The organism is Streptomyces hirsutus, assembly GCF_001418415.1.
Classification (GTDB): Bacteria; Actinomycetota; Actinomycetes; order Streptomycetales; family Streptomycetaceae; genus Streptomyces; species Streptomyces hirsutus.
On record NZ_LIQT01000092.1, the window covers coordinates 451 to 20,273 of the forward strand.

Genomic DNA, 19,823 nt, shown 5'->3' on the forward strand with positions numbered 1-19,823 from the left:
CGGGCGGGTCGACGGCCCCGGCTTCTTCACCGGCCTGTTCCGCCGCGTTCCGCCGGAACGGCTGCTGCGCTTCCTCGACGGCGACACCTCACCCCGGGAGGAGTGGGGCATCGGCCTGCGCACCCCCATCGGCCCCATGCTCCGGACCGCCGTCGAAGTCCCTTTCCTGTCCCGTCGTACCCACCCCGCCCCACGCATCGGAGAGAGCCGGCGATGACACTGCTGCGCGACCGCGACCTGGCACGCGCCTTCGACCACGCGTCGCACACCTACGACCGCCTCACGGCCCTCAGCCCCGGCTACCGCACCGACCTCCTGCGCTCGGCGCGACGGCTGCGGCTGCCCCGTGGCGGGGCCGGGCTGCACCTCCTCGACCTCGGATGCGGGACGGGCGCCTCCACCCGGGCCCTCCTGCGGGCCGCGCCCCACGCCCGGATCACCGCCGTCGACGCCTCGTCGGGAATGCTCCGGCGGGCCCGGGCCAAACCGTGGCCGGCCCACGTGCGCTTCCGGCACCTGACCGCCGAGGAAGTGGCCACGGCCGGAAAGGGACCGTACGACGCGGTGTTCGCGGCCTACCTGTTCCGCAACGTCACCGACCCGGACGGCGTCCTGGCCGCCGTCCGGAGCCTGCTGCGACCGGGCGGACGCCTCGCCGTCCACGAGTACAGCCTCAGCGGTTCGGCGGCCCACCGCGCCCTGTGGACGGCCGTGTGCCGGGGGGTGATCGTCCCCGCGGGCACCCTCGGCGGCAACCGTGCCCTCTACCACCACCTGTGGCGCAGCGTCCTCGACTTCGACGAGGCCCCCGACTTCGCCGACCGGCTCGAGAACGCCGGGTTCACGGGCGTACGGGCCGTCCCCGTCGCCGGATGGCAGACCGGGATCGTGCACACCTTCCTCGCCCGCAACGGCTCCGCCACGACAGCGGAGGACGACCGATGAGCAGGGCGCACCGTGCCGCCCGGCGGGGCCGGGACCGCAAGGCCGAAGTCCTGATGCCCGCGCCCGGCCGGGACCGGTTCGCCCGAGCGGACGCACCGGACGTCGCCGTGATCGGCGGGGGGATCGCGGGTCTCGCGGCGGCCACCCTCCTGGCCGAACGAGGCGCCCGCGTGACCCTCTACGAACGGGAGGAGTCGCTCGGCGGACGTCTCGCGGGATGGCGCACCCGCCTCGCCGACGGCAGCGAGGCGACCATGAGCCGCGGCTTCCACGCCTTCTTCCGCCAGTACTACAACCTGCGCGGCCTGCTGCGGCGTACCGATCCCGCGCTCGACCGTCTCCGTCCGCTGCCCGACTACCCGCTACGGCACAGCGGAGGGCTGACCGACAGCTTCGCCCGCGTCCCGCGCACCCCACCGTTCAGCGCCCTCGGGTTCGTCGCCCTCAGCCCCACCTTCGGCTGGCGCGACCTCACCGCCATGGACCCCCGGGCCGCGCTGCCCCTCCTCGACGTCCGGGTGCCCGAGGTCTACGAGCGCTTCGACTCCCTGAGCGCGACCCGGTTCCTGGAACGCGTCCGCTTCCCCGAAGCCGCGCACCATCTGGCGTTCGAGGTGTTCTCGCGCAGCTTCTTCGCCGACCCGCGCGAACTGTCCGCCGCGGAACTCCTGCTGATGTTCCACATCTACTTCCTCGGCTCCTCCGAGGGACTGCTCTTCGACGTGCCGAACGAGCCCTTCCCCCAGGCCCTGTGGGAGCCGCTCGGCGACTACCTGGAGCGTCTCGGGGCGGACGTGCGCACCGGCACGCCCGTGCACGGCGTCCACCCGTGCGACGACGGGGGAGTGGAGGTGCGGGCCGGCGCCACCGCGGACCGCCACGAGGCGGTGGTGCTCGCCCTCGACCCCGGGGCCCTGCGCGGCGTCGTCGCGGCGTCGCCCGGTCTGGGCACCCCCGCCTGGCGCGAGGACATCGCCGCCCTGCGCACCGCCCCGCCCTTCACCGTCTCCCGGCTCTGGCTCGACCGGCCGGTCCGTGCCGACCGCGCCGGGTTCCTCGGCACCAGCGGCTACGACGGCCTCGACAACATCAGCGTCCTGGAACGCTACGAGGGCGAAGCCGCGCGGTGGGCCGCCCGCACCGGCGGCTCGGTCGTGGAACTGCACGCCTACGCCGCCGACGCGGAGCCCGAGGCGGTGCGGAGCCGGCTGATCGACAGCCTGCACCGGGTCTACCCGGAGACCCGGACGGCGCGGATCGTGGACGCCCGTCACGAACGGCGCGCCGACTGCCCGCTCTTCCCGGTCGGCACCCACTCCCGGCGGCCCACCGTCCGCACTCCCGACCCCCGGGTGGCCCTGGCCGGTGACGCCATCCGCTGCGACCTGCCCGTGGCCCTGATGGAACGCGCCGCCACCACCGGCTTCCTGGCGGCCAACACCCTGCTCGGCGACCGGGGCGTCCGGGGGCAGGTGCTGTGGACGGTCCCCCGGTCCGGCCGCTCAGCCCGGAAACCGTCCGGTGCTGCGCAGCGCCCAGCGCCGCTCCGCGTACGCCAGGTCGTCGCGCCACAGCCGGCCGGCCGTCCGGCGCATCAACGGGCGCAGCGCGGGCGCGGCGGCCCGTGCCAGCGCGAAACCCCGCCGGTCCGAGGCCGCGACGACCGCCTCGATCACGGCGGTCCGCGGCCGCTCGTCGGCCTTTCCGGTCAGCGGCGTGGCATGGGTCTCGACCACGGACGTGGTCCCCTCGCCCTCGGTGATGCGCATGACGACCGTACGCGGCCCGGGAGCGGTGAACTCCGCCCGGACCGGCACCACCAGTCTGCCGGTCACCCGGAAGGAGACGTCGACGACGAAGGCGTCGTCCTCCTCGCCCCGCGGCGGCCGGGCCACCGTCAGATCGACGAAGGAGTAGGGGTGGAACCAGGAGCCGTGCCACGGGTCCAGCCGGTTGGCGACCACGTCCTGCGGCTCGCACACCCCCACCGCCGTGAACACGGCGTCCACCCCGCTGCCCGCGGCCGGCCGCACCGGCACCGAGGGACGCTCCGTCGGCTCCTCGCCGCCGACCGCGTCCAGCCGGACCCACACCAGTACGCCGTCGTCGTGGACGGGATACGGATCCCAGCCGGCGAACGGGCCGCCGTCCAGGGCCAGTCCGTGCCAGTGGCACACCAGCGTGCCGCACACCACCCGGCTGTCGCGCAGGGGAGCGCCGAGGTGCGGGCAGGCCCCCGGACCGGCGTGCAGCTCGCCCGTGTCCGACCGCCACAGCACGACCTCGACCCCGCCCACCGTCCTGCCGTACGGTCGGTCGCCGGCCCGCACGTCCCGGGAGGCACCGACGACGAACCAGTTCCCGGACGGACGGGCGGACGCCCGCTTGAGGACGTCGGCGATCAGCGCGGGCCGCGCCTCCCGCCAGGTCGGCGTCTGCGCCGCCCAGCCGGACCGGCGCCGCCGCCGTCGCAGCGGCGGTGTCCAGCCGGTCCGGTTCGCTCGGTCCCTCACCGCACGGATCCCTTCCCCCGAAGTGCCGGGCGGGCCGCACGGGGCGCCCCGTCCGCGGTACGGGCGTGCCGTCGCGCCCGCAGGATGTGGACGGCTCCCGCGGCGGCCGTGGCCGCACGGCGCCCGCGCGAGACCACCGCCCGGCGGTGCAGCACCGTGTACCCCTGGTCCGCGATCGCGTCGAGGATGCCGCGGTAGAGGGTGAACGCGGTGCGGATGCAGGGGCGTACCCGCGGGTCGAGCATGGCGATGCCCGGCTCCGCCGCCCGGTACACCTTCCTGGTCATGGCCTCGGCGGCGACGAGCGCCTCGCGGATCCTCGACTCGTGACGCCCGGTGCGGCGGCTCCACTCCAGCAGGGGCCGGTCCACGCCGTGGGCGGCGAGCAGGTCCGCCGGCAGGTAGACACGGCCCCGGTCCAGGTCCTCGCCGACGTCGCGCAGGAAGTTGGTGAGCTGGAAGGCGACGCCGAGGTCCGCCGCGTGCGGTGCCGCCTCCTCGCGTGAGGTGACCGTGCCGAGCACGGGCAGCATCTGCAGTCCGATCACGGCCGCCGAGCCGTGCATGTAGGTGCGCAGGTCGGCGTAGGTCGGATAGTCGGTGACGTGCAGGTCGCTGCGCATCGAGGCCAGGAAGTCGGCGAACAGCGTGTGCTCGATGTCGTACCGGGCGGAGGTGTCGGCCACGGCCCGGACCACGGGCTCGTCCCCGCCGCCCGTACGCAGCCCGTGGGCGAGGTCGCTCTCCAGGCGCCGCAGCAGCAGGTCCCGTTCCTTCGGCGCCCGGGGCCGGTCGAGGTCGTCCACGATGTCGTCCGCCCAGCGGGCGAAGCCGTACAGCGCGTGCACGGCGGAGCGGCGTTCCACCGGGAGCAGCCGGGTGGCCAGGAAGTAGGTTCTGCCGTGGCGGGCGTTGAGCCGTCTGCAACGGGTGTAGGCGGCGCGCAGCGCGGGATCGGTGATCCCGGCGGCGTCCAGTTCACGACGGGTCATGGATGCCTTCCTCGGCCGGGGTCGCGGCGGCACGGGCGACGCGCGGTGCCGGACGGGTACGGACGGCGCGGACGGAATTGCCGCGGACGCCGCCGGTGACGCGCGCGGCGGCGAGCTTGCCGCTGATGAGTACCGTCGGCACGCCCACGCCGGGGGTGGTCCCGCAGCCGGCCAGCACGACGTTCTCGAGGCCGCGCACCAGATTGCGCGGGCGGAACGGGCCGGTCTGGGCGAACGTGTGGGAGACCGAGAAGGGGCTGCCCGCCGCATGCCCCTGCGCGGCCCAGTCCAGCGGCGTCACCAGCATTTCCTCCTGGACGCTGTCCGCGAACCCGTCCAGGCCCCGGCGCTCCAGCTCGGCGACCAGGCTGTCGCGGTAGCGCGGACCGAGTTCCCGCCAGGCGGCGGCCGAGGGTCCTACAGCGGTGTTCGGGCAGGGGGCCAGCACGTAGTGGAGGTGCCTGCCCGGCGGGGCCAGGGCGGGATCGTGCGTCGTCGGCCGGGTGATCAGCAGGGACGGGTCGCTCATCAGCCGCCCCGAACGGGTCAGCTCGTGGAAGGTGCGCTCCCAGGCCGCGCCGAAGGAGAGGGTGTGGTGGGCGAGACCGGGCCAGGTCCGGTCGGTCCCCGCGTGCAGGACCACGGCGGACGGCGAATGGCGCAGCCGCACCGGGCGCCGCGGGGCACGCCCCAGCAGCCGGTGCGCCGCGGACAGTTCGCAGGTCAGCACCACCGCGTCGCAGGGGATCCGTTCGCCCGACGCCAGCCGCACGGCACGCACCCGGCCGGCCGAGCGCTCCAGCGCGGTCACCTCGGACGACCAGCGGAAGTCGGCGCCCGCGCCGGCCGCCGCGTCCGCCATGCCGCGGGGCAGCGCGTGCATGCCGCCCTTGGGGAACCAGACACCGGCCACGGTGTCCATGTAGGCGATCACCGCATAGGCCGCGAGGGCCCTGGCCGGGGCGACTCCGGCGTACAGCGCCTGGAACGAGAAGACACGCCGCAGCCGGGGGTCGGAGAGGAAGCGGCCGATGCGGCGGTCCAGCCGTCCGAAGCCGCCCAGCCCCGCCAGACGGGCCAGGTCCGGGTGCAGGAGCTGGAAGGGCGAGTCGAAGTTCGTGTCGATGAACCGGCGCATCTGCGCCCGGTACAGCCGTTCCAGCCATTCCCGCAGCCCGCGGTAGCCCGCCGCCTCGGCCGGCCCGGCGAACCGCCGCACCTCCGCCTCCATGGCCTCGCCGTCGGTGTGGACGTCGAGCGACGTCCCGTCCGCGAAGGACGCCCGGTAGGCCGGGTGCAGGGCCGTCAGTTCGACGTGCCGGGCGAGGCTGTCGCCGACGGCGGCGAAGGCCTCGTCGGCCAGGTGCGGCATGGTCAGCACCGTGGGACCGGTGTCCACCTCGTAGCCGCCGAGGCGCACGCGGCCGGACCGGCCGCCCGGACCGGCGTCCCGCTCCACGACCGTCACCCGACGGCCCGCCCCCAGCAGATGCAGGGCACACGCGAGGCCGGACAGCCCGGCACCCACCACGACGACGTGATCCGTCGCCCCCGGCACGGTTCTCACGCGGCCTCCCCGGTCCGCTCCGGGGCAACGCCCGACGCCCGTTCGACCAGCGCGGCGAACTCCCGCCGTACGGCGGGGTCCGCACCGGCCTTCGCGAAGTGCCGCAGGCTCGTCACCGCCAGCTCCGTGATCCTGTCCTCCACGACCGTCCACGCACCGGTCCGCTTCAGTGCCGCCCTCATCCGTTCCACGGTCTCGTCCGACCGGGCGGAGGCGTGCGGGCCGAGCACGTCGGCCGCCTCCCGGTCCCCGGAGGCCTCCGCGAGCCGGAGGCCGACGGCGAGCAGGTAGGTCAGCTTGCGGGCCCGCAGGTCGTCACCGGCCGGTTTGCCCGTCAGGTCCGGGTCGCCGAAAGTGCCGAGGAGGTCGTCGCGGAGCTGGAAGGCCAGCCCCGCACACCGTCCGGCGGAGCGCAGCGCGTCCAGGGTCTGCGCGTCGGCGCCGGCCAGGGACGCACCCAGCGCCAGTGGGCGCTCGACCGTGTACAGGGCGCTCTTGAGCGTGGCGATGCCCACCGCCTCGTCGACACCGGACGACCCGGCGGCCTGCGCGTGGATGTCCAGGTACTGCCCCGCGACCATCTCGCCGCGCATCGCCCGCCACTCGCGGTACAGCTGCGGGCCGTACGGCGAGCCGAGCGCCGTCCCGGTCAGCAGATCGTCCGCCCAGACCAGGGCCAGGTCGCCGGCGAGTACCGCGGCGGATGTCGCGAACGCCTCGGGCGGGCCCGTCATCCGCGCGGCGCGGTGCATGCGGGCGAGGTCGACGTGCACCGCGGGCGCGCCCCGGCGCAGCGGCGAACCGTCCATGACGTCGTCGTGGATGAGAGCGCACGCCTGCACCAGCTCGAGCGCGACGCCCGTCCGCAGGAGCGCCGTCGCGTCGCCCGAGCCGCCCGCCGCCCGCCAGCCGCACCACGCGAACGCCGTACGCAGCCGCTTCCCGCCCCGCAGGACGAACGAGGTGACCCGGCCGGCGACGTCACGCGCGAACAGCGGGTCCACGGCACGGGCCCGGCACAGTGCCTCGTCGAGGACGTGCCCGAGTTCCGCCTCGACGGCGTGGACGGCGTCGAGGGCCGTGAGCGGACCGTCTGCGGGCCCGATCGGTTCGGCCACGGTGGGCCCGGGTCCCCACATACACAACCTCTTCTCACTCTCGGTCACCTGCACACCAGTGCTTCCGCCGAGTGCCCTTGCGCGGATGCGCTGATTCCTGCCCGTTACGGAGTCCCTCCCGGAGGACAGTCACTCCACCGGCCCAGCGGCGTGGGCGTCATGGCGGTATGTCACCCCGGGCATGTCACCCCGGACGCGCTCCTGACGGCGCGCTTGTGCGATGCCGGTGAGCCGGTCCGGCCGCAGCGCACCGGCCCGCGACACGAGGTCGCCGACGCTGATCCCGACGGTCACGTCGGCGGTCCCGCCCTTCTCGGCCGGCCGCGCCCGTGAGCCCGGCACGATCCGAACGGGAGGCTCCAGTGCCCCAACAGGCGACGTTCGCCCCGTCGCGACGCCCGGCACGCGCCCCCGAGCTCTCGGCTTCGCTCGAGCAGGGAGGTACCCCCTTCGCCGCACCGGCCGAAAGTCCAAGTACGTCCAGTACGAGGACTTCCGGCCGGTACGCCGAGAGCATGCACCGGACGCCGCTCCTTGACGGGCGAACGTCGCCTGCCGGGGCACTAGCGATGCGGGGAACCGGCCTGGTCGGCCCGGCCACCGGCGCCGAGCAGCCCCGTGGCCTCGAACGGTTCCCCGGCGGCGAGACGAGGCAGTTCACGTCGCGACAGCATCGTCACCACAGGAGGCATCGCGGCGCGCACGAGCTGGGCCGACCGCAGCCAGCGGGGCACGTAGACGGACGGACGGCGCCGTTCGATCGCGGTGACCAGCCGGCCCGCCACGTACTCGACGGGGTAGACCTTGCGCGCCGGCAGTGGCATGTGGCCCCGGAGCTCCCGCAGCACCGCGTACTCGTCGGCGTCGCGGATCATGTCGGTGTCCGTCCAGTTGATGTAGGCGATCCCGACGCCCACACGCCGGTGGGCCACCTCCGCCCGCAGTGAGTGGGCGAACGATTCGACCCCCGCCTTCGACGCGCAGTACGCGCTCATCATCGGGGCCGCACCGAGGGACGCGAGCGACGCGACCTGGAGGAAGTAACCCCGAGTCTCGAACAGGTCTCCGAGGAACGTCCGGGCCGTGACGGCGCTGCCGATCAGGTTCACCTCGATGACCCGGCGCCAGACCGCGGGATCGGACTCGGCGAACGGCCCGCCCTCGGCCACTCCCGCGTTGGCGACCACGAGGGAAGGCGATCCGAGCCGCGCACGGATCTCCGCGCGGGCCCGGGCCATGCCCCGGTCGTCCGTGACGTCGACCTCCCAGCACTCGGACGCACCCGCCGGCAGGGAGTCCCTGACCCGGGCCAGCGTTCTCTCCTCACGCCCGAGCAGCGCCACCTTCGCACCCCGGCCGGCCAGATCCCGGGCCATCGCCGCCCCCAGACCGCGTGCCGCTCCGGTCACGACAGCCGTCCGTCCGTGCAGCGGGCTCCCGGCGACCGGCATGGAACGGTTCCTCTCCCGTGGCTGCGTTCCCCCTCCCCTCACGGTAGGGGCGGACGCTGTGGTCGGCATGCGGGGCGCCGCCACGCCGACTGCTTCCCCGTCCTCGGGTCCGGTGACGGGCGGGCCGGGGCCCTGGGCCAACGGCCCGAGGCCGGGCATCGGCGCGGCCGCAGGAAGGAGCGGACCAGGAGGGCGACGAGCAGTACGCCGCAGCCGAGTCGTCACGGGGCGCCGAGCGGCTCATCGTTTCCGGCCATGAGCGGCGGCTCGGTCGCGCGACGGCCTCCGAAGCCGCTGTGCGATGTCCGCCGTCACTTCTCGCAGGTGGACAAGGCCAGACCGAGGGCGAAGAACGTGGGAGCCCACTCTCCGACGAAGATGCCCAAGCGGTCGGCGCGTTCTTCGCCCTTCTTCTCCACACTCGGGGAAGCGCACCTGGTGATGACGGACATCCCGATGGAGAGGAAGCCGGCGGTGTAGGCGCGCTCGGCACGGATGCCGGATGCGTGCAGCTTCTTGACGATCATGAAGAACCTCTGCTTTCGGGAGGCGGGGACAGGCTCAGCCGTCCAGCCCATCCGGGCACGCCGGGTGACGCGCCCGGATGACGGCCATGCGGCCCAACTGATCCACCCGCTCTTGAACCCACCCCCTGACACCGCCGCCGCCACGGCAGCGGCCGCGGAGACGGCATGCGGGAGGACGCCATGGCCGGCTCCGGCACCCCGACGCTCCCGGCTCCCCGCCGGACTCCCTCCACCGGTCGGCGGAACCCGGGACGGCCCTGCTGAGGCTGGAGACGACGCCGTTCTCATCACCCGAGGCCATCGGGACCACTTCTCCCTCCTGCCGGTCCCGCCGGAGCAACACATCCGATGACCTGCTCCCTCCATACTTCACTGACCGTGACCGGTCACGGATTGACTCTCACCATGGCGGTTCCCAAGCTGGTACGAGGGGCCGCGAAAGGGGCCGTAGCCGTGAGCGGTGGGCAGAGCGAATTTCCTCAGTTGCTGACGGCAGCGGAGACGGCGGCGCCGGTGGAGGCCGTCGACGTGGTCGCGGAGTACCTGCGGCGGCGTTTCGGAGCCACGGAGGTCTCCTTCCTCATCGTGGACCTGACGGGGAAGTCGGTGGCGCGGCTGTCCACCTCCCATACCGCGGAGGGTGGGAGAGAAGCGGAGCGGATCCCCCTGCCCGGCAGCGTCTACGAGGAGGTGATCCGTACCCAGCGGCTGTACCGGGAGACGACCGGCCGGGGACAGCGGGTGATCGTGCCGGTCACCAACCGGGGGGACGCCATCGGGTTGCTCGAACTGCTCCTGCCGGCCGGCGCCGGCGACGACGTCCTCGACGCGGTCGGGGAAGTCGGCCACGTCCTGGCCTACGTCGTGATCGCCAACGGGCACTTCACCGACCTCTACATCTGGGGCAAACGCTCCAGGCCCCCCACCCTGGCAGCAGAAATCCAGTACCAGCTGCTGCCTTCCTCGCTGTCGTGCGAGGCCGCGCAGTTCACGCTGTGCGGGAGCCTGGAGCCCTCCGAAGACCTCAGCGGCGACACCTTCGACTACACACTGGACCACGACACCCTGCACTTGTCGGTGACCGACCCCATGGGCCACGACATCTCCGCCGCGCTGGCCGCCACGGTCCTGGTGGGTGCCCTGCGTGGCGCCCGCCGCGCAGGAGCCGGCCTGGCCGACCAGGCCCACCGGGCCGACCGGGCCCTGGCCGACTATGGACACGGCCACGCCACCGGCCAGCTGCTGCGTATCAACCTCCACACCGGGCGGGCCCAGCTCGTCAACGCCGGCCACCCCTGGCCGCTGCGCCTGCGTGAGGGGGCTGCGGAGGAGATCACCTGCGAAGTGGACCATCCCTTCGGGCTGGCCGCGCTCGCGTCCCGCCCCTACCGGGTTCAGGACATCGATCTGCGACCCGGTGACCGTCTGCTCATGCTGACCGACGGCATGCTCGAACGGCAGGGGGAGCAGGTCGACCTGCCCGACCTGCTCGAGCGCACCCGGAACCTGCACCCGCGGGAGACCGCGCTGATGCTGACGTCCGCGGTCCGGGACGCCGCCCCCGGCGGCCGGCTCGAAGACGATGCCACCGTGATCTGCCTGGACTGGCACGGCCCCCAGGAGACCCAGCGGCACGTCAGCTCCGGCGCGGACGTCCGGCAGGCCTCACCGGCCGCACGAAGCGACAGCTGATGACCGCCGCGAGCGGCCCCCCGGCGCTCCGCGACCGCGAGCCGGTCGACGGAGGCCGACGGAGGAGGCCGCCCGCCTTCGGACGATCGCCGAGGCGGACGGACCGTGGAAGCGGTTCGGGACTCCGGAGGAGAGGACGAGGCCGGTACTCCGGCCGACGTGCGGCGTGACTGTGGAGAAACACGCCGTCCGCAGGGCGTCGGCGGTTGCCCAGGCCCTCTGCGCGAAGTGGATCCCCCACCGGGTGGGCCGCATACCGTCGCGGCAGAGGTTTTCCCCGATCGGCGAAGCAGTGGCGGTGGCAGTGGCAGTGGGAGGCGGCGCCGAGGGGGGATTCCACGTGCTGGAGGCGGGGGAGCCCGTGGTGACGTCGGCACGGTGGCTCGGGCACTCCTCGCCGCGACGGTCACGCTGGTTACTATGCTCACTTCATGCCGGAGACCGGAGGGGCGGTCGTGGACGGTAGGAGCGAAGAGTCGAACGGCCTGGGAGAATGCTGACCGAAGTCACCGCCACCCGCTACATCACACCTCTGAGGTCCGGGTCCTTGTCCCGATCGCTCATCGGTAGCAGGCGCAGCATGGCGAACGCGTTCGCCATGCCCAAGTAGGCCAGTCGCAGCAGCACGGTTGGTCATCATGCCGCGTTGATCGACAGCCGCGCGACGGCACGGACTCGACCGACCGCACTCGGCATCCCGCACACCAGCTCCGACCAGGGCGGATGAGGTTATCGGCAAGCGCAACGTTACCGACGAGCCGGGCCAGGCGGCTCACCCCCGGCAGCAGCACCCGGCCCTCGCGCAGCCAGCCCGCCGCCGCGTCGAACAACGCCTTCGGCCCGTCGCCGGTCGTCCACGCCCGCGCGTCCAGCCAGGCCGCCAGCTCCTCGCGGACCTCGGCGAAGTCCCGCCAGCCCCCGGCCTCCTGAATCTCCCCGGCGTGCGTACGCGCCGTGCCGTCCCGCTCGTCGTACAGCTTCAGGCACGAGGCGTCCGCGATCTCCAACTGCCCGGCCAGGTACTCGGCCACCTCCGCCGGCACCTGCCGCGGGTCCGGCATGAACCGGCCCAGGAACCGCACGCTCGTCAGCTGGACCGCATACCCGAGCCGGTTGTGCGCACGCCGCTTGGCCTGCACCGCCTCCCGGTCCGCGTCGTCCAGGAAGAAGTACCGCTCCAGCTCCGCCCGCGAGGGCACCTCATGGAACGACCCGTACCGGGCCGCTTGCTCATCCGTCAGGAACTCGACCGCCACAACAGCTCTCCGAAGATCGACAACAACGACCCACGAAGGCTCCGACGCTCAATCACCCCAGGTCAAAGCACCAAACAGCCCGGCGAACCCCTAGCGCACGATCTGACACGGATGTTCCTCAGCCCCCTACTTGCCCTTGAAGTGCACCGGCGCGTGCGGCTCGTTCATCCAGTGCCAGGGCGGCAGCATGTGGAACTGGGGACGGTGCCGGTCACCATCGAAACGGGCCCGGTCGTGGGTCAGGTCCGGACGAGGCACACGGTGGCCGGGCGCGCGGCGATTTTTGCGGCGTGCTCCTTGCGTGCCGTCGCCTCGTCCAGGGCGCCCGAGCGGATGACGAGGCTGTCCATCAGGCCCATGTACATGTTGGCGTGGAACTCGCCGTTGAGTAGCGTGGGGCGGTTGTGCCTCCCGATGAGGACAGGCTCGCTGGAGGCCGGTACGGGGGCCTGGTCGGGGTGGCGGCGGTTCCGATCAGCAGGCCGTCGCGGTAGAGGCGCAGTTGGTGGGCGGCCGGGTCGTAGGTGGCGGCGATGTGGGTCCATCTGTTCTTGGCGGCCGGCTGGTCCGGGGCTCCCTTGACCTCGACCAGGTCGCTGTCGAAGACGATCTGCCCGAAGCGGCGCAGGCCCAGCAGGAATCCGGTTCTTGCGTCCGGGGCGTGCTGGTTGACCAGGCCCTGGGGCTTGCCGTCGATGCCGTGCTCGTAGGCGTAGGGGGCGATCCAGATGTCGATGGTCATGCCGCCGGTGACGTCGAGCTTGCCGGGGCCCTCGGCGGTGACGATGGTGGAGCAACCGTCGAAGTACAGTGCCCGGCCGAGCACGCCGCGGCGACGTACGGGATCGCTGCCGGGCTTGTAGCGGGCGTCGTTGAAGACGTAGTCGACGGGGTCCGTGGAGCCGGAGACCGCCTCGCGGGTGACTGCGCCGGTGTGCTCTTCGAAGTCCCAATGCGCGGTGGGGCTTCGAAGGGTGGTGTGTCCATGGGCGGCGGCGGGAGCAGGGGCGAACGAGAGGGGTACGACGGCGCCGCCGACGGCGGCGGACACGACCCTGAGGGCTGTTCTTCTCCTCATGCTGGCTCCTGGGATATGAGACCGACGGCAACCTGACGGCCTGTCAATTCGATTTAGGTGATGGGTCGGCATGGTTCGTGCGTCGCCGCCGCTAAAGCAAGAGCTAACGCATACGGATTTCGACTTCGCACCCTCTAAAACTGGCGATAACGTCACATAAGGCCACCGTTACGCAGGTGAGATGTCCGGGGTGTTGACAGTGCATGACGAGTGAAGCACTCTCATCACACCTTGCTAATACGATTTAGCCGAACGGGGCTGATCCTCTGATGTCCGAACGCCGCGTGACCATGGCCGACGTTGCCCGCAAGGCGGGCGTCTCGCCGACGACCGCGTCGTTCGCCCTGTCCGGCCGGACTGACATGCGCATCTCCGACGCCTCTCGCGAACGCGTGCTGGAGGCCGCCCGGGAGCTGGGCTACCGCCCGAACGTCACGGCGCGCAGCCTGCGGACGAAGTCCACCCAGACGATCGGGTTCGTTTCGGACCGGATCACCACGACACCGTTCGCGGGCGATGTGATCCGCGGCGCCATGGAGGCCGCCCGGGAGCGGGACCACCTGCTGTTCATCACCGAGGCGGGCGGCGACCGCGCCGCCGAGTCGTCGCTGGTCCACGCGCTGCTGGACCGCCAGGTCGACGCGGTGATCTACGCGTCCATGTTCACCCGGTACGTGACCCCGCCCAAGGAGCTGTTCGGGCGCCGGGTGGTTCTGCTGAACTGCCTGGCCCCCGGCTTCGATGCACCCTCCGTCGTCCCGGACGAGTTCGAGGCCGGACGGGACGCCGCCCGGGCTCTGCTCGCCGCCGGCCAGAGTGAGGGCATCTGGGCGATTGGCGGCCACCAGGCCGTTCCGGCCACACCCGAGGGAATCATCGCCGGTAACGAGCGCATGCGCGGCCTGGAGGGAGTCCTTCGGGAGGGCGGGGCACGCCTGGAAGGCGTCGTCGAGTGCGACTGGGACACGCTTGACGGCTACCGAGAGGTGTCCGCCCTGCTGGCGGCGGGGCACAGGCCCCGCGCGCTGGTGTGTCTGGCCGATCGGGTGTCCTTCGGCGCCTACCAGGCGCTTGGTGAGGCAGGTCTGTCGGTGCCCGGCGATGTGTCGGTCATCTCGTTCGACGATCAGGACATCGCGTCCGTGCTGCGTCCGGCGCTCACCACGCTACGGCTGCCGCACTACCAACTCGGGCACCTCGCGATGGAGTTGATCCTCCGCACGGGTCCGCTTGAAGCAGTCGTGCACCGCGTGCCCATGCCGCTTCAAAGCCGTGCCTCCATCGCCGCTCCCACCAGCGGCTGACACCGCCACCGAAGACAGCCGTCCCGCCGCCCGCACCGATGAAGACGGATGCGGGTGACGGGACGACCACCAAGAACAGCGACCGTCGCAACCGGTCGCCGAGGGCGGGTCCTGCAAAACCCGTCTCAGTGAGATGGAGGAACCTCATGCTGTTCAGAACAAGACGCCTCGCTGCTGCGAGTGTAGCCGTCACAGCGGCGACCGCGCTGGTCGCCGGATGCACCTCCGGGAGCGGAAGCACGTCCGGTGCCAGCGGCGACACGTTGACCCTGTGGACGCACAACGCCGGCAACTCGGTGGAACTCGACGTCGTCAAGAAGATCATCAAGGACTTCAACGGCTCCCAGGACAAGTACAAGGTCAAGCTGCAGGCGTTCCCGCAGAGCGACTACAACAACTCGGTCGTAGCGGCAGCCTCCGCCCGCAAGCTGCCCTGCCTGCTCGACGTGGACGGCCCGAACGTGGCGAACTGGGCATGGGGCGGCTACCTGTCCCCGATCGACGTCTCCGGCAGTGAAGTGCCCTTGTCCGACCAGTTGGCCAGCACCGTCGGAGACTACAAGGACAAGCTCTACGCGTTCGGCTTCTACGATGTCTCTCTGGCCTTCTTCGCCCGCAAGTCCGTATTGGGCGAGCACGGCATCCGTGTTCCCACCATGGACAAGCCCTGGACGAAGGATGAGTTCGACGCGGGGCTCGCCAAGCTGAAGAAGAGCGGCAAGTTCGAGTACCCGCTGGAGATGGGCACCGGCGGCACCGGCGAGTGGTGGTCGTACGGCTACTCCCCGCAGCTGCAGAGCTTTGGCGGGGACCTGATCGACCGTGACGACTACAAGACGGCCTCGGGCACCCTCGACGGCAAGAACGCCGTGGAGTGGGCCTCCTGGTTCCACTCGCTGGTGGCCAATGGCTACATGGCGAAGAAGTCCGGAGCCGACCCGAACAAGGACTTCCTGGCCGGCAAGAGCGCGATCCAGTGGGACGGCAGCTGGAACGCGGCCAAGAACGCCGAGAAGCTCGGCGACGACCTGGCGATCATTCCACCGGTGGACTTCGGTAACGGGCCCAAGATCGGCGGCGCCTCCTGGCAGTGGGCGATGAGCTCCACGTGCTCCAACAAGGCCGGTGCGCAGGAGTGGCTGAAGTTCTCCCGCCAGACCAAGTACTTCGTCGACTACGCCAAGGCCACCAGCACCATCCCGGCCACCGACGCCGCCGCGCAGCAGATCGCGGACTATCAGCCGGGCGGCAAGTTCGACGTGCTCGTCCAGTTCGCGCGTGAGTACGTGACGGTGCGCCCCGCCACCCCGGCCTACCCCTACATCTCCACCGAGTTCGAGAAGGCGGCCAAGGACATCCTGGCCGGCGCCGACCCGAAGAACGCTCTCGGCCAGGCCGCGAAGGACATCGACAGCAACCTGAAGACGAACAACTACTACTCCAACTGACCCGTCCGGTCCGGTTCGAGCGCGACCCGCCGTCCGAACCGGACCGATCCTCTGGAGATACCGTGCCCACCACGATCGCAGCCCGGGAGCGGCTGCGTCCGGTCCGGCGAACCCGAACGACCAACGCCCGTCGCCGTGAGAGCTTCACCGCCTTCGGCATGGCCACCCCGGCCGTCGTGCTACTAATCGTCTTCCTCGTTGTACCGGTCGCTCTGGCCTTCACCCTGGCGTTCACCGACGCGAAGCTCGTCTCGCCCACCCCAGCCCGCTTCGTGGGCCTGAGGAACTTCACCCTGCTCTTCCAGGACCCGACCTTCTACAAGTCCCTGCGCAACACGGCCTACTTCGCTGCCGTCGTCGTCCCGCTCCAGGCCGGACTCGCCCTGGTGCTGGCCTTGCTGGTCAACGCCAAGGTACGTGGTATCAACTTCTTCCGTACCGTGTACTTCCTGCCGGTTGTCACCTCGATGGTCGTGGTGTCCCTCCTGTGGACCTTCCTCTACCGGAAGGACGGTCTGGTCAACCACGTCATCTCCACGCTCACCCTCGGCCATGTCGAGGGCCCGGACTGGCTGGGCAACCCGGCCACCGCTATGCCCGCCATCATTCTGATGTCGGTGTGGCAGGGCGTCGGCTTCCACATGATCATCTGGCTGGCCGGGCTGCAGACCATCCCCGCCGAACTGTACGAGGCCGCAGATCTCGACGGAGCCACCCGCTGGCACCGCTTCCGCCACGTCACCTGGCCGGGACTGCGCGCCACCCGTACGTTCGTGCTCGTCACCATCACGATCGCGGCGCTCAGCCTCTTCACCCAGATCAGGGTGATGACGCAGGGCGGACCTCTCGACTCCACCACCACCGTCGTCTACCAGGCGGTGCACACCGGCTACGACCAGCAGCAGACCGCCTACGCGGCGGCCGTCTCGCTGATCTTCTTCGTGCTCGTACTGAGTGTGTCCCTCGTCCAGCGCTTCCTGACTCGGGAGAAGGACTGACATGACTTCCTTCCTCAAGCACTTCGGCGGTCACACCGGCCGCATCGTCCTGGCCCTGGTCTTCGCGCTCCCACTCGTCTTCATGCTTGTCTCGTCGTTCAAGCCGGACGACCAGATCTTCGGTGACCTGGACTCCCTGCGGGCCTTCCTGCCGGTCGGCGCCCTGTCGCTGGACAACTACATGGCTGTGTTCGAGCGAGTCCCGGCGGCACGGTTCCTATTGAACTCCGTGCTGATCTCCTCGATCACGGTGGTGCTCGGCATCGTCGTCAACAGCATGGCCGCCTTCGCCCTGTCACGGATGCAGTGGCCCGGCCGGAAACTCGTCCTGACCGCGGTCATCGCCACTCTCATCGTGCCGTTCGAAACCTTCGCGCTGCCGCTGGTGTGGTGGGTCAACCAACTTCCGCTGCTGAGCGTCAACGGGTTCCACCTGGAGTGGAGCACCGGCTGGATGGACACCTACCAGGTGCAGATCCTGCCGTTCGTCGCCAACGCCTTCTCGGTCTTCTTCTTCCACCAGTACTTCCAGAGCATCCCCAGGGAGCTGGACGAGGCAGCCATCGTGGACGGCGCCGGCTGGTTCACCATCTACCGCCGCATCGTCATGCCGCTGTCCGGGCCGGCCATCGCCACCGTGGCCATCCTGACCTTCCTGCCGGCCTGGAACTCCTACCTGTGGCCGCTGATGGTCGTGCAGAGCGAGGAACTGCGGCCGGTGATGGTGGGTATCTCCTACTTCTTCCAGCTGAACGTGGGATGGGGCCAGATCATGGCGTACTCCTCCATGATCACCGTGCCGATCCTGGCTCTCTTCGTGGCGTTCCAGCGCTCCTTCGTCAACAGCATCGCCTCCAGCGGCGTCAAGGGCTGACCCGCACAGCGGCACCACGCCGTTCGCCCTCCTCGTCCTCATGACTCCCGTGTGCTTCGCGCACCCTGAGAAAGGCCCTGTGTGTCCGCGTTGCCTGCCGACCCCCACCTCCCGGCGATACATCTGCGACCGCCCCGCAACTGGATCAACGACCCCAATGGGCTGGTCTTCCACGACGGGCACTACCACGTGTTCTTCCAGTACAACCCGCACGGCCCGCAGCACTCGAACGTGCACTGGGGCCACTTCCGCAGCCCCGACCTGATCAACTGGGAGCCCCTCCCCGTAGCCCTCACTCCCACACCCGGCGGCTATGACGCCGACGGCTGCTACTCGGGCAACGCAGTCTCCGTCGACGACCGCATGGTGGCCTTCTACTCCGCCCATCGCAACGACCGCTGGTGGCAGCCCATCACGACCGCCGAGTCGCAGGACAACGGCCGCACCTGGGCCAAACGTCCCCAACTGCTCATCGCTGAGCCGCCTGCCGGCACCACCATGTACCGGGACCCCTACGTCTGGCGGCAGGACGAGCGCTGGCGGATGCTGGTCGGCTCCGCCCTCGACGACGGCCGCGCCGCAGCGCTGCTGTACGAGTCCGACGACCTGGAAAACTGGGCGTACCTCGGCCCCTTCCACACCAGCGACGCCGCGCCCTGCACCGGCCCGATCGGCTGGGAATGCCCCCAGTACGCGACGTTCGGCGACCGGAGCATCCTGATCGTCAGCGACTGGACCCCGCAGAACGGCCCCAGCCACACCACCGTCCACACCGGCCATGAAAAGAACGGCCGCTTCACGCCAGCCGCCTCCCCCGTACCGCTGGACCACGGCCCCGACATCTACGCTCCCGCCCTGCTGAAGGCCCCCGGGGAAGACCGATGGCTGTTGTGGGGCTGGGCCTGGGAGGCCCGCGACGACGGCTGGGCGCACGAAGCGGGCTGGGCAGGCGTCCTCACGCTTCCCCGCGAGGTGAGCCTCACCGCTGACGGCACGGTTGTCCAACGCCCCGCCCGCGAACTGCTGGCGCTGCGCGGCGCGCGTGTACTGCACCGCACCGGCCACGTCACGCGTCCCGAGCCGGCCGAACTCGGTCAGGTCAGCCGCACCTTCGACCTCACCGCCGCCCTGATCCCCGACCCCACCGGTACGAGCGGGCTGCGCCTGGTCACCTCGGCGGACGGCTCCGAGTACCTCGACATCAGCCTCGACCCCGCGGCGGGGCACCTCATCGTCGACCGCGGCCACGCATCACTGGACGCGCGTGCGCGGGGAGGCTCGTACACCGCCCCGTGTCCGGCGGCGACCCGCCCGGGCACCCCCGTCGAACTGCGCATGATCGTGGACCGTTCGATAGCAGAGGTCTATCTGGCCGACGAGCAGGTCCTCACCTTGAGGTTCTATCCGCTCGCCGACGGGCCGTGGCGGCTGCAGGCCCGTACGACAGGCGCCGGACGCAGCGACTTCGCCGTCGAAGCATGGAACCTGGCCCCGGGCGGTGTCCATCAGGAGACGGTTCTGGCAGGCCAGGGGCGGGACGCTGAACTCACACGACCCTGACGAGCCGGATGGGTACGTCTTGTTCCGTAGCTCGTCCACCTGAAAGACAAATCCGCCTGCACGCGTGCAGGTCACGCAGCCTGCAACGCATGCGGTCGGTTACGTCCCTCGCAGCACGTCGCGTGCACCCGGCGCGGGGCGTTACCCCTTGATCGTGGACACCCTGATCATTGGATCGTGAGGATCCGAAGAACAGGAGTTCCCGTTGGGGACGTCGAAGTACTCGCTTGAGTTCCGGGCGGACGCCGTCGCGCTGTACCCCACGCCAGTCCGGGTGGGACGTATGCGTCGGTGGCCAGGGACCTGGGTGTCAACCACGAGACGCTCCGCACGTGGGTGCGGGATGCCGAACAGGCGGCCCAGCCCGGGGCGGGCGAGGCCACCGCGATGGAGAAGGAGAACCGGCAGCTGCGGGCGCGGGTGAAGGAACTCGAGCTTGAGCGGGAAATCCTGCGGAGGGACGCGAAGTATTTTGCGGCCGAGACCAGCTGGTGAGGAGC

General features: G+C 71.0%; 15 protein-coding genes and 4 pseudogenes. 10 read left to right on the forward strand and 9 right to left on the reverse strand.

What is annotated here, in order from left to right:
- From AOK11_RS44600 to AOK11_RS39310, 3 genes and pseudogenes are all read left to right on the forward strand, one after another.
- Window positions 1-217, forward strand: a pseudogene (locus AOK11_RS44600) (lycopene cyclase family protein); the annotation flags it as partial.
- The gene (locus AOK11_RS08020) at window positions 214-945 is read left to right on the forward strand and encodes a methyltransferase domain-containing protein (RefSeq protein ID WP_055592964.1); all 732 of its coding nucleotides are present in this window, start codon (window positions 214-216) and stop codon (window positions 943-945) included. The pseudogene AOK11_RS44600 and the gene AOK11_RS08020, both read left to right, overlap by 4 nt.
- Window positions 942-2,450: pseudogene (locus AOK11_RS39310) on the forward strand (FAD-dependent oxidoreductase); the annotation flags it as partial. The gene AOK11_RS08020 and the pseudogene AOK11_RS39310, both read left to right, overlap by 4 nt.
- On the opposite strand, the gene AOK11_RS08030 reads toward AOK11_RS39310, so the two are convergent.
- From AOK11_RS08030 to AOK11_RS08060, 7 genes are all read right to left on the reverse strand, one after another.
- A complete protein-coding gene (locus tag AOK11_RS08030; RefSeq protein WP_107098523.1) occupies window positions 2,448-3,458 on the reverse strand; it encodes a Rieske (2Fe-2S) protein in 1,011 nt (336 codons plus the stop codon). The pseudogene AOK11_RS39310 and the gene AOK11_RS08030 overlap by 3 nt on opposite strands.
- Window positions 3,455-4,450, reverse strand: a complete 996-nt coding sequence (locus AOK11_RS08035) for a phytoene/squalene synthase family protein (RefSeq protein ID WP_055592951.1) — start codon at window positions 4,448-4,450, stop codon at window positions 3,455-3,457. The genes AOK11_RS08030 and AOK11_RS08035 overlap by 4 nt, the downstream gene beginning before the upstream one ends.
- Window positions 4,437-6,017 carry a phytoene desaturase gene (locus AOK11_RS08040; protein ID WP_055592952.1) on the reverse strand — a complete coding sequence of 527 codons (1,581 nt, stop codon included), beginning with the start codon at window positions 6,015-6,017 and terminating at the stop codon, window positions 4,437-4,439. Before AOK11_RS08040 ends, AOK11_RS08035 begins: the two co-directional genes overlap by 14 nt.
- Window positions 6,014-7,156 carry a polyprenyl synthetase family protein gene (locus AOK11_RS08045; RefSeq protein ID WP_055592953.1) on the reverse strand — a complete coding sequence of 381 codons (1,143 nt, stop codon included), beginning with the start codon at window positions 7,154-7,156 and terminating at the stop codon, window positions 6,014-6,016. Before AOK11_RS08045 ends, AOK11_RS08040 begins: the two co-directional genes overlap by 4 nt.
- A gap of 108 nt (window positions 7,157-7,264) precedes the next feature.
- Complete coding sequence (locus tag AOK11_RS08050) at window positions 7,265-7,477, reverse strand: hypothetical protein (protein WP_055592954.1); 213 nt, start codon at window positions 7,475-7,477, stop codon at window positions 7,265-7,267.
- A 221-nt stretch (window positions 7,478-7,698) separates the two neighbouring features.
- Complete coding sequence (locus tag AOK11_RS08055; RefSeq protein ID WP_055592955.1) at window positions 7,699-8,586, reverse strand: SDR family oxidoreductase; 888 nt, start codon at window positions 8,584-8,586, stop codon at window positions 7,699-7,701.
- 311 nt (window positions 8,587-8,897) lie between these two features.
- The gene (locus tag AOK11_RS08060; RefSeq protein ID WP_055592956.1) at window positions 8,898-9,113 is read right to left on the reverse strand and encodes a hypothetical protein; all 216 of its coding nucleotides are present in this window, start codon (window positions 9,111-9,113) and stop codon (window positions 8,898-8,900) included.
- Window positions 9,114-9,566: 453 nt separating this feature from the next.
- Here AOK11_RS08060 and AOK11_RS08065 point away from each other — a divergent pair, with 453 nt between their 5' ends.
- Window positions 9,567-10,805, forward strand: coding sequence for a PP2C family protein-serine/threonine phosphatase (locus AOK11_RS08065; RefSeq protein WP_107098522.1), 1,239 nt, complete (start codon window positions 9,567-9,569; stop codon window positions 10,803-10,805).
- Between the two features lie 728 nt (window positions 10,806-11,533).
- Here AOK11_RS08065 and AOK11_RS08070 read toward each other — a convergent pair.
- Window positions 11,534-12,061 (reverse strand): annotated as a pseudogene (locus tag AOK11_RS08070) (DUF4158 domain-containing protein); the annotation flags it as partial.
- Between the two features lie 349 nt (window positions 12,062-12,410).
- Window positions 12,411-13,139, reverse strand: coding sequence for a LamG-like jellyroll fold domain-containing protein (locus AOK11_RS08075; RefSeq protein WP_157869301.1), 729 nt, complete (start codon window positions 13,137-13,139; stop codon window positions 12,411-12,413).
- A 269-nt stretch (window positions 13,140-13,408) separates the two neighbouring features.
- Between AOK11_RS08075 and AOK11_RS08080 the strand changes: the two genes are divergently transcribed.
- The 6 genes and pseudogenes from AOK11_RS08080 to AOK11_RS08105 all read left to right on the forward strand — a co-directional run.
- A complete protein-coding gene (locus AOK11_RS08080; RefSeq protein ID WP_055592959.1) occupies window positions 13,409-14,443 on the forward strand; it encodes a LacI family DNA-binding transcriptional regulator in 1,035 nt (344 codons plus the stop codon).
- A gap of 146 nt (window positions 14,444-14,589) precedes the next feature.
- On the forward strand, window positions 14,590-15,891 hold the full coding sequence (locus AOK11_RS08085) for an extracellular solute-binding protein (RefSeq protein ID WP_055592960.1): 1,302 nt from the start codon (window positions 14,590-14,592) through the stop codon (window positions 15,889-15,891).
- 62 nt (window positions 15,892-15,953) lie between these two features.
- Window positions 15,954-16,889, forward strand: coding sequence for a carbohydrate ABC transporter permease (locus AOK11_RS08090; RefSeq protein WP_055592961.1), 936 nt, complete (start codon window positions 15,954-15,956; stop codon window positions 16,887-16,889).
- Between the two features lies 1 nt (window position 16,890).
- A complete protein-coding gene (locus AOK11_RS08095) occupies window positions 16,891-17,763 on the forward strand; it encodes a carbohydrate ABC transporter permease (protein ID WP_055592962.1) in 873 nt (290 codons plus the stop codon).
- A gap of 81 nt (window positions 17,764-17,844) precedes the next feature.
- Window positions 17,845-19,323: a glycoside hydrolase family 32 protein gene (locus AOK11_RS08100; protein ID WP_055592963.1), complete on the forward strand. Its 1,479-nt coding sequence runs from the start codon at window positions 17,845-17,847 to the stop codon at window positions 19,321-19,323.
- Window positions 19,324-19,578: 255 nt separating this feature from the next.
- Window positions 19,579-19,818 (forward strand): annotated as a pseudogene (locus AOK11_RS08105) (transposase); the annotation flags it as partial.
- Window positions 19,819-19,823: the final 5 nt, after the last annotated feature.

What these genes read in the sequence shown, in the direction of transcription:
- AOK11_RS08045 (WP_055592953.1), bottom strand. Translation starts at nt 7,156, where the DNA reads ATGTGGGGACCCGGGCCCACCGTGGCCGAACCGATCGGGCCCGCAGAC.
- AOK11_RS08035 (WP_055592951.1), bottom strand. Translation starts at nt 4,450, where the DNA reads ATGACCCGTCGTGAACTGGACGCCGCCGGGATCACCGATCCCGCGCTG.
- AOK11_RS08075 (WP_157869301.1), bottom strand. Translation starts at nt 13,139, where the DNA reads ATGAGGAGAAGAACAGCCCTCAGGGTCGTGTCCGCCGCCGTCGGCGGC.
- AOK11_RS08055 (WP_055592955.1), bottom strand. Translation starts at nt 8,586, where the DNA reads ATGCCGGTCGCCGGGAGCCCGCTGCACGGACGGACGGCTGTCGTGACC.
- AOK11_RS08095 (WP_055592962.1), top strand. Translation starts at nt 16,891, where the DNA reads ATGACTTCCTTCCTCAAGCACTTCGGCGGTCACACCGGCCGCATCGTC.
- AOK11_RS08060 (WP_055592956.1), bottom strand. Translation starts at nt 9,113, where the DNA reads ATGATCGTCAAGAAGCTGCACGCATCCGGCATCCGTGCCGAGCGCGCC.
- AOK11_RS08085 (WP_055592960.1), top strand. Translation starts at nt 14,590, where the DNA reads ATGCTGTTCAGAACAAGACGCCTCGCTGCTGCGAGTGTAGCCGTCACA.
- AOK11_RS08020 (WP_055592964.1), top strand. Translation starts at nt 214, where the DNA reads ATGACACTGCTGCGCGACCGCGACCTGGCACGCGCCTTCGACCACGCG.
- AOK11_RS08080 (WP_055592959.1), top strand. Translation starts at nt 13,409, where the DNA reads ATGTCCGAACGCCGCGTGACCATGGCCGACGTTGCCCGCAAGGCGGGC.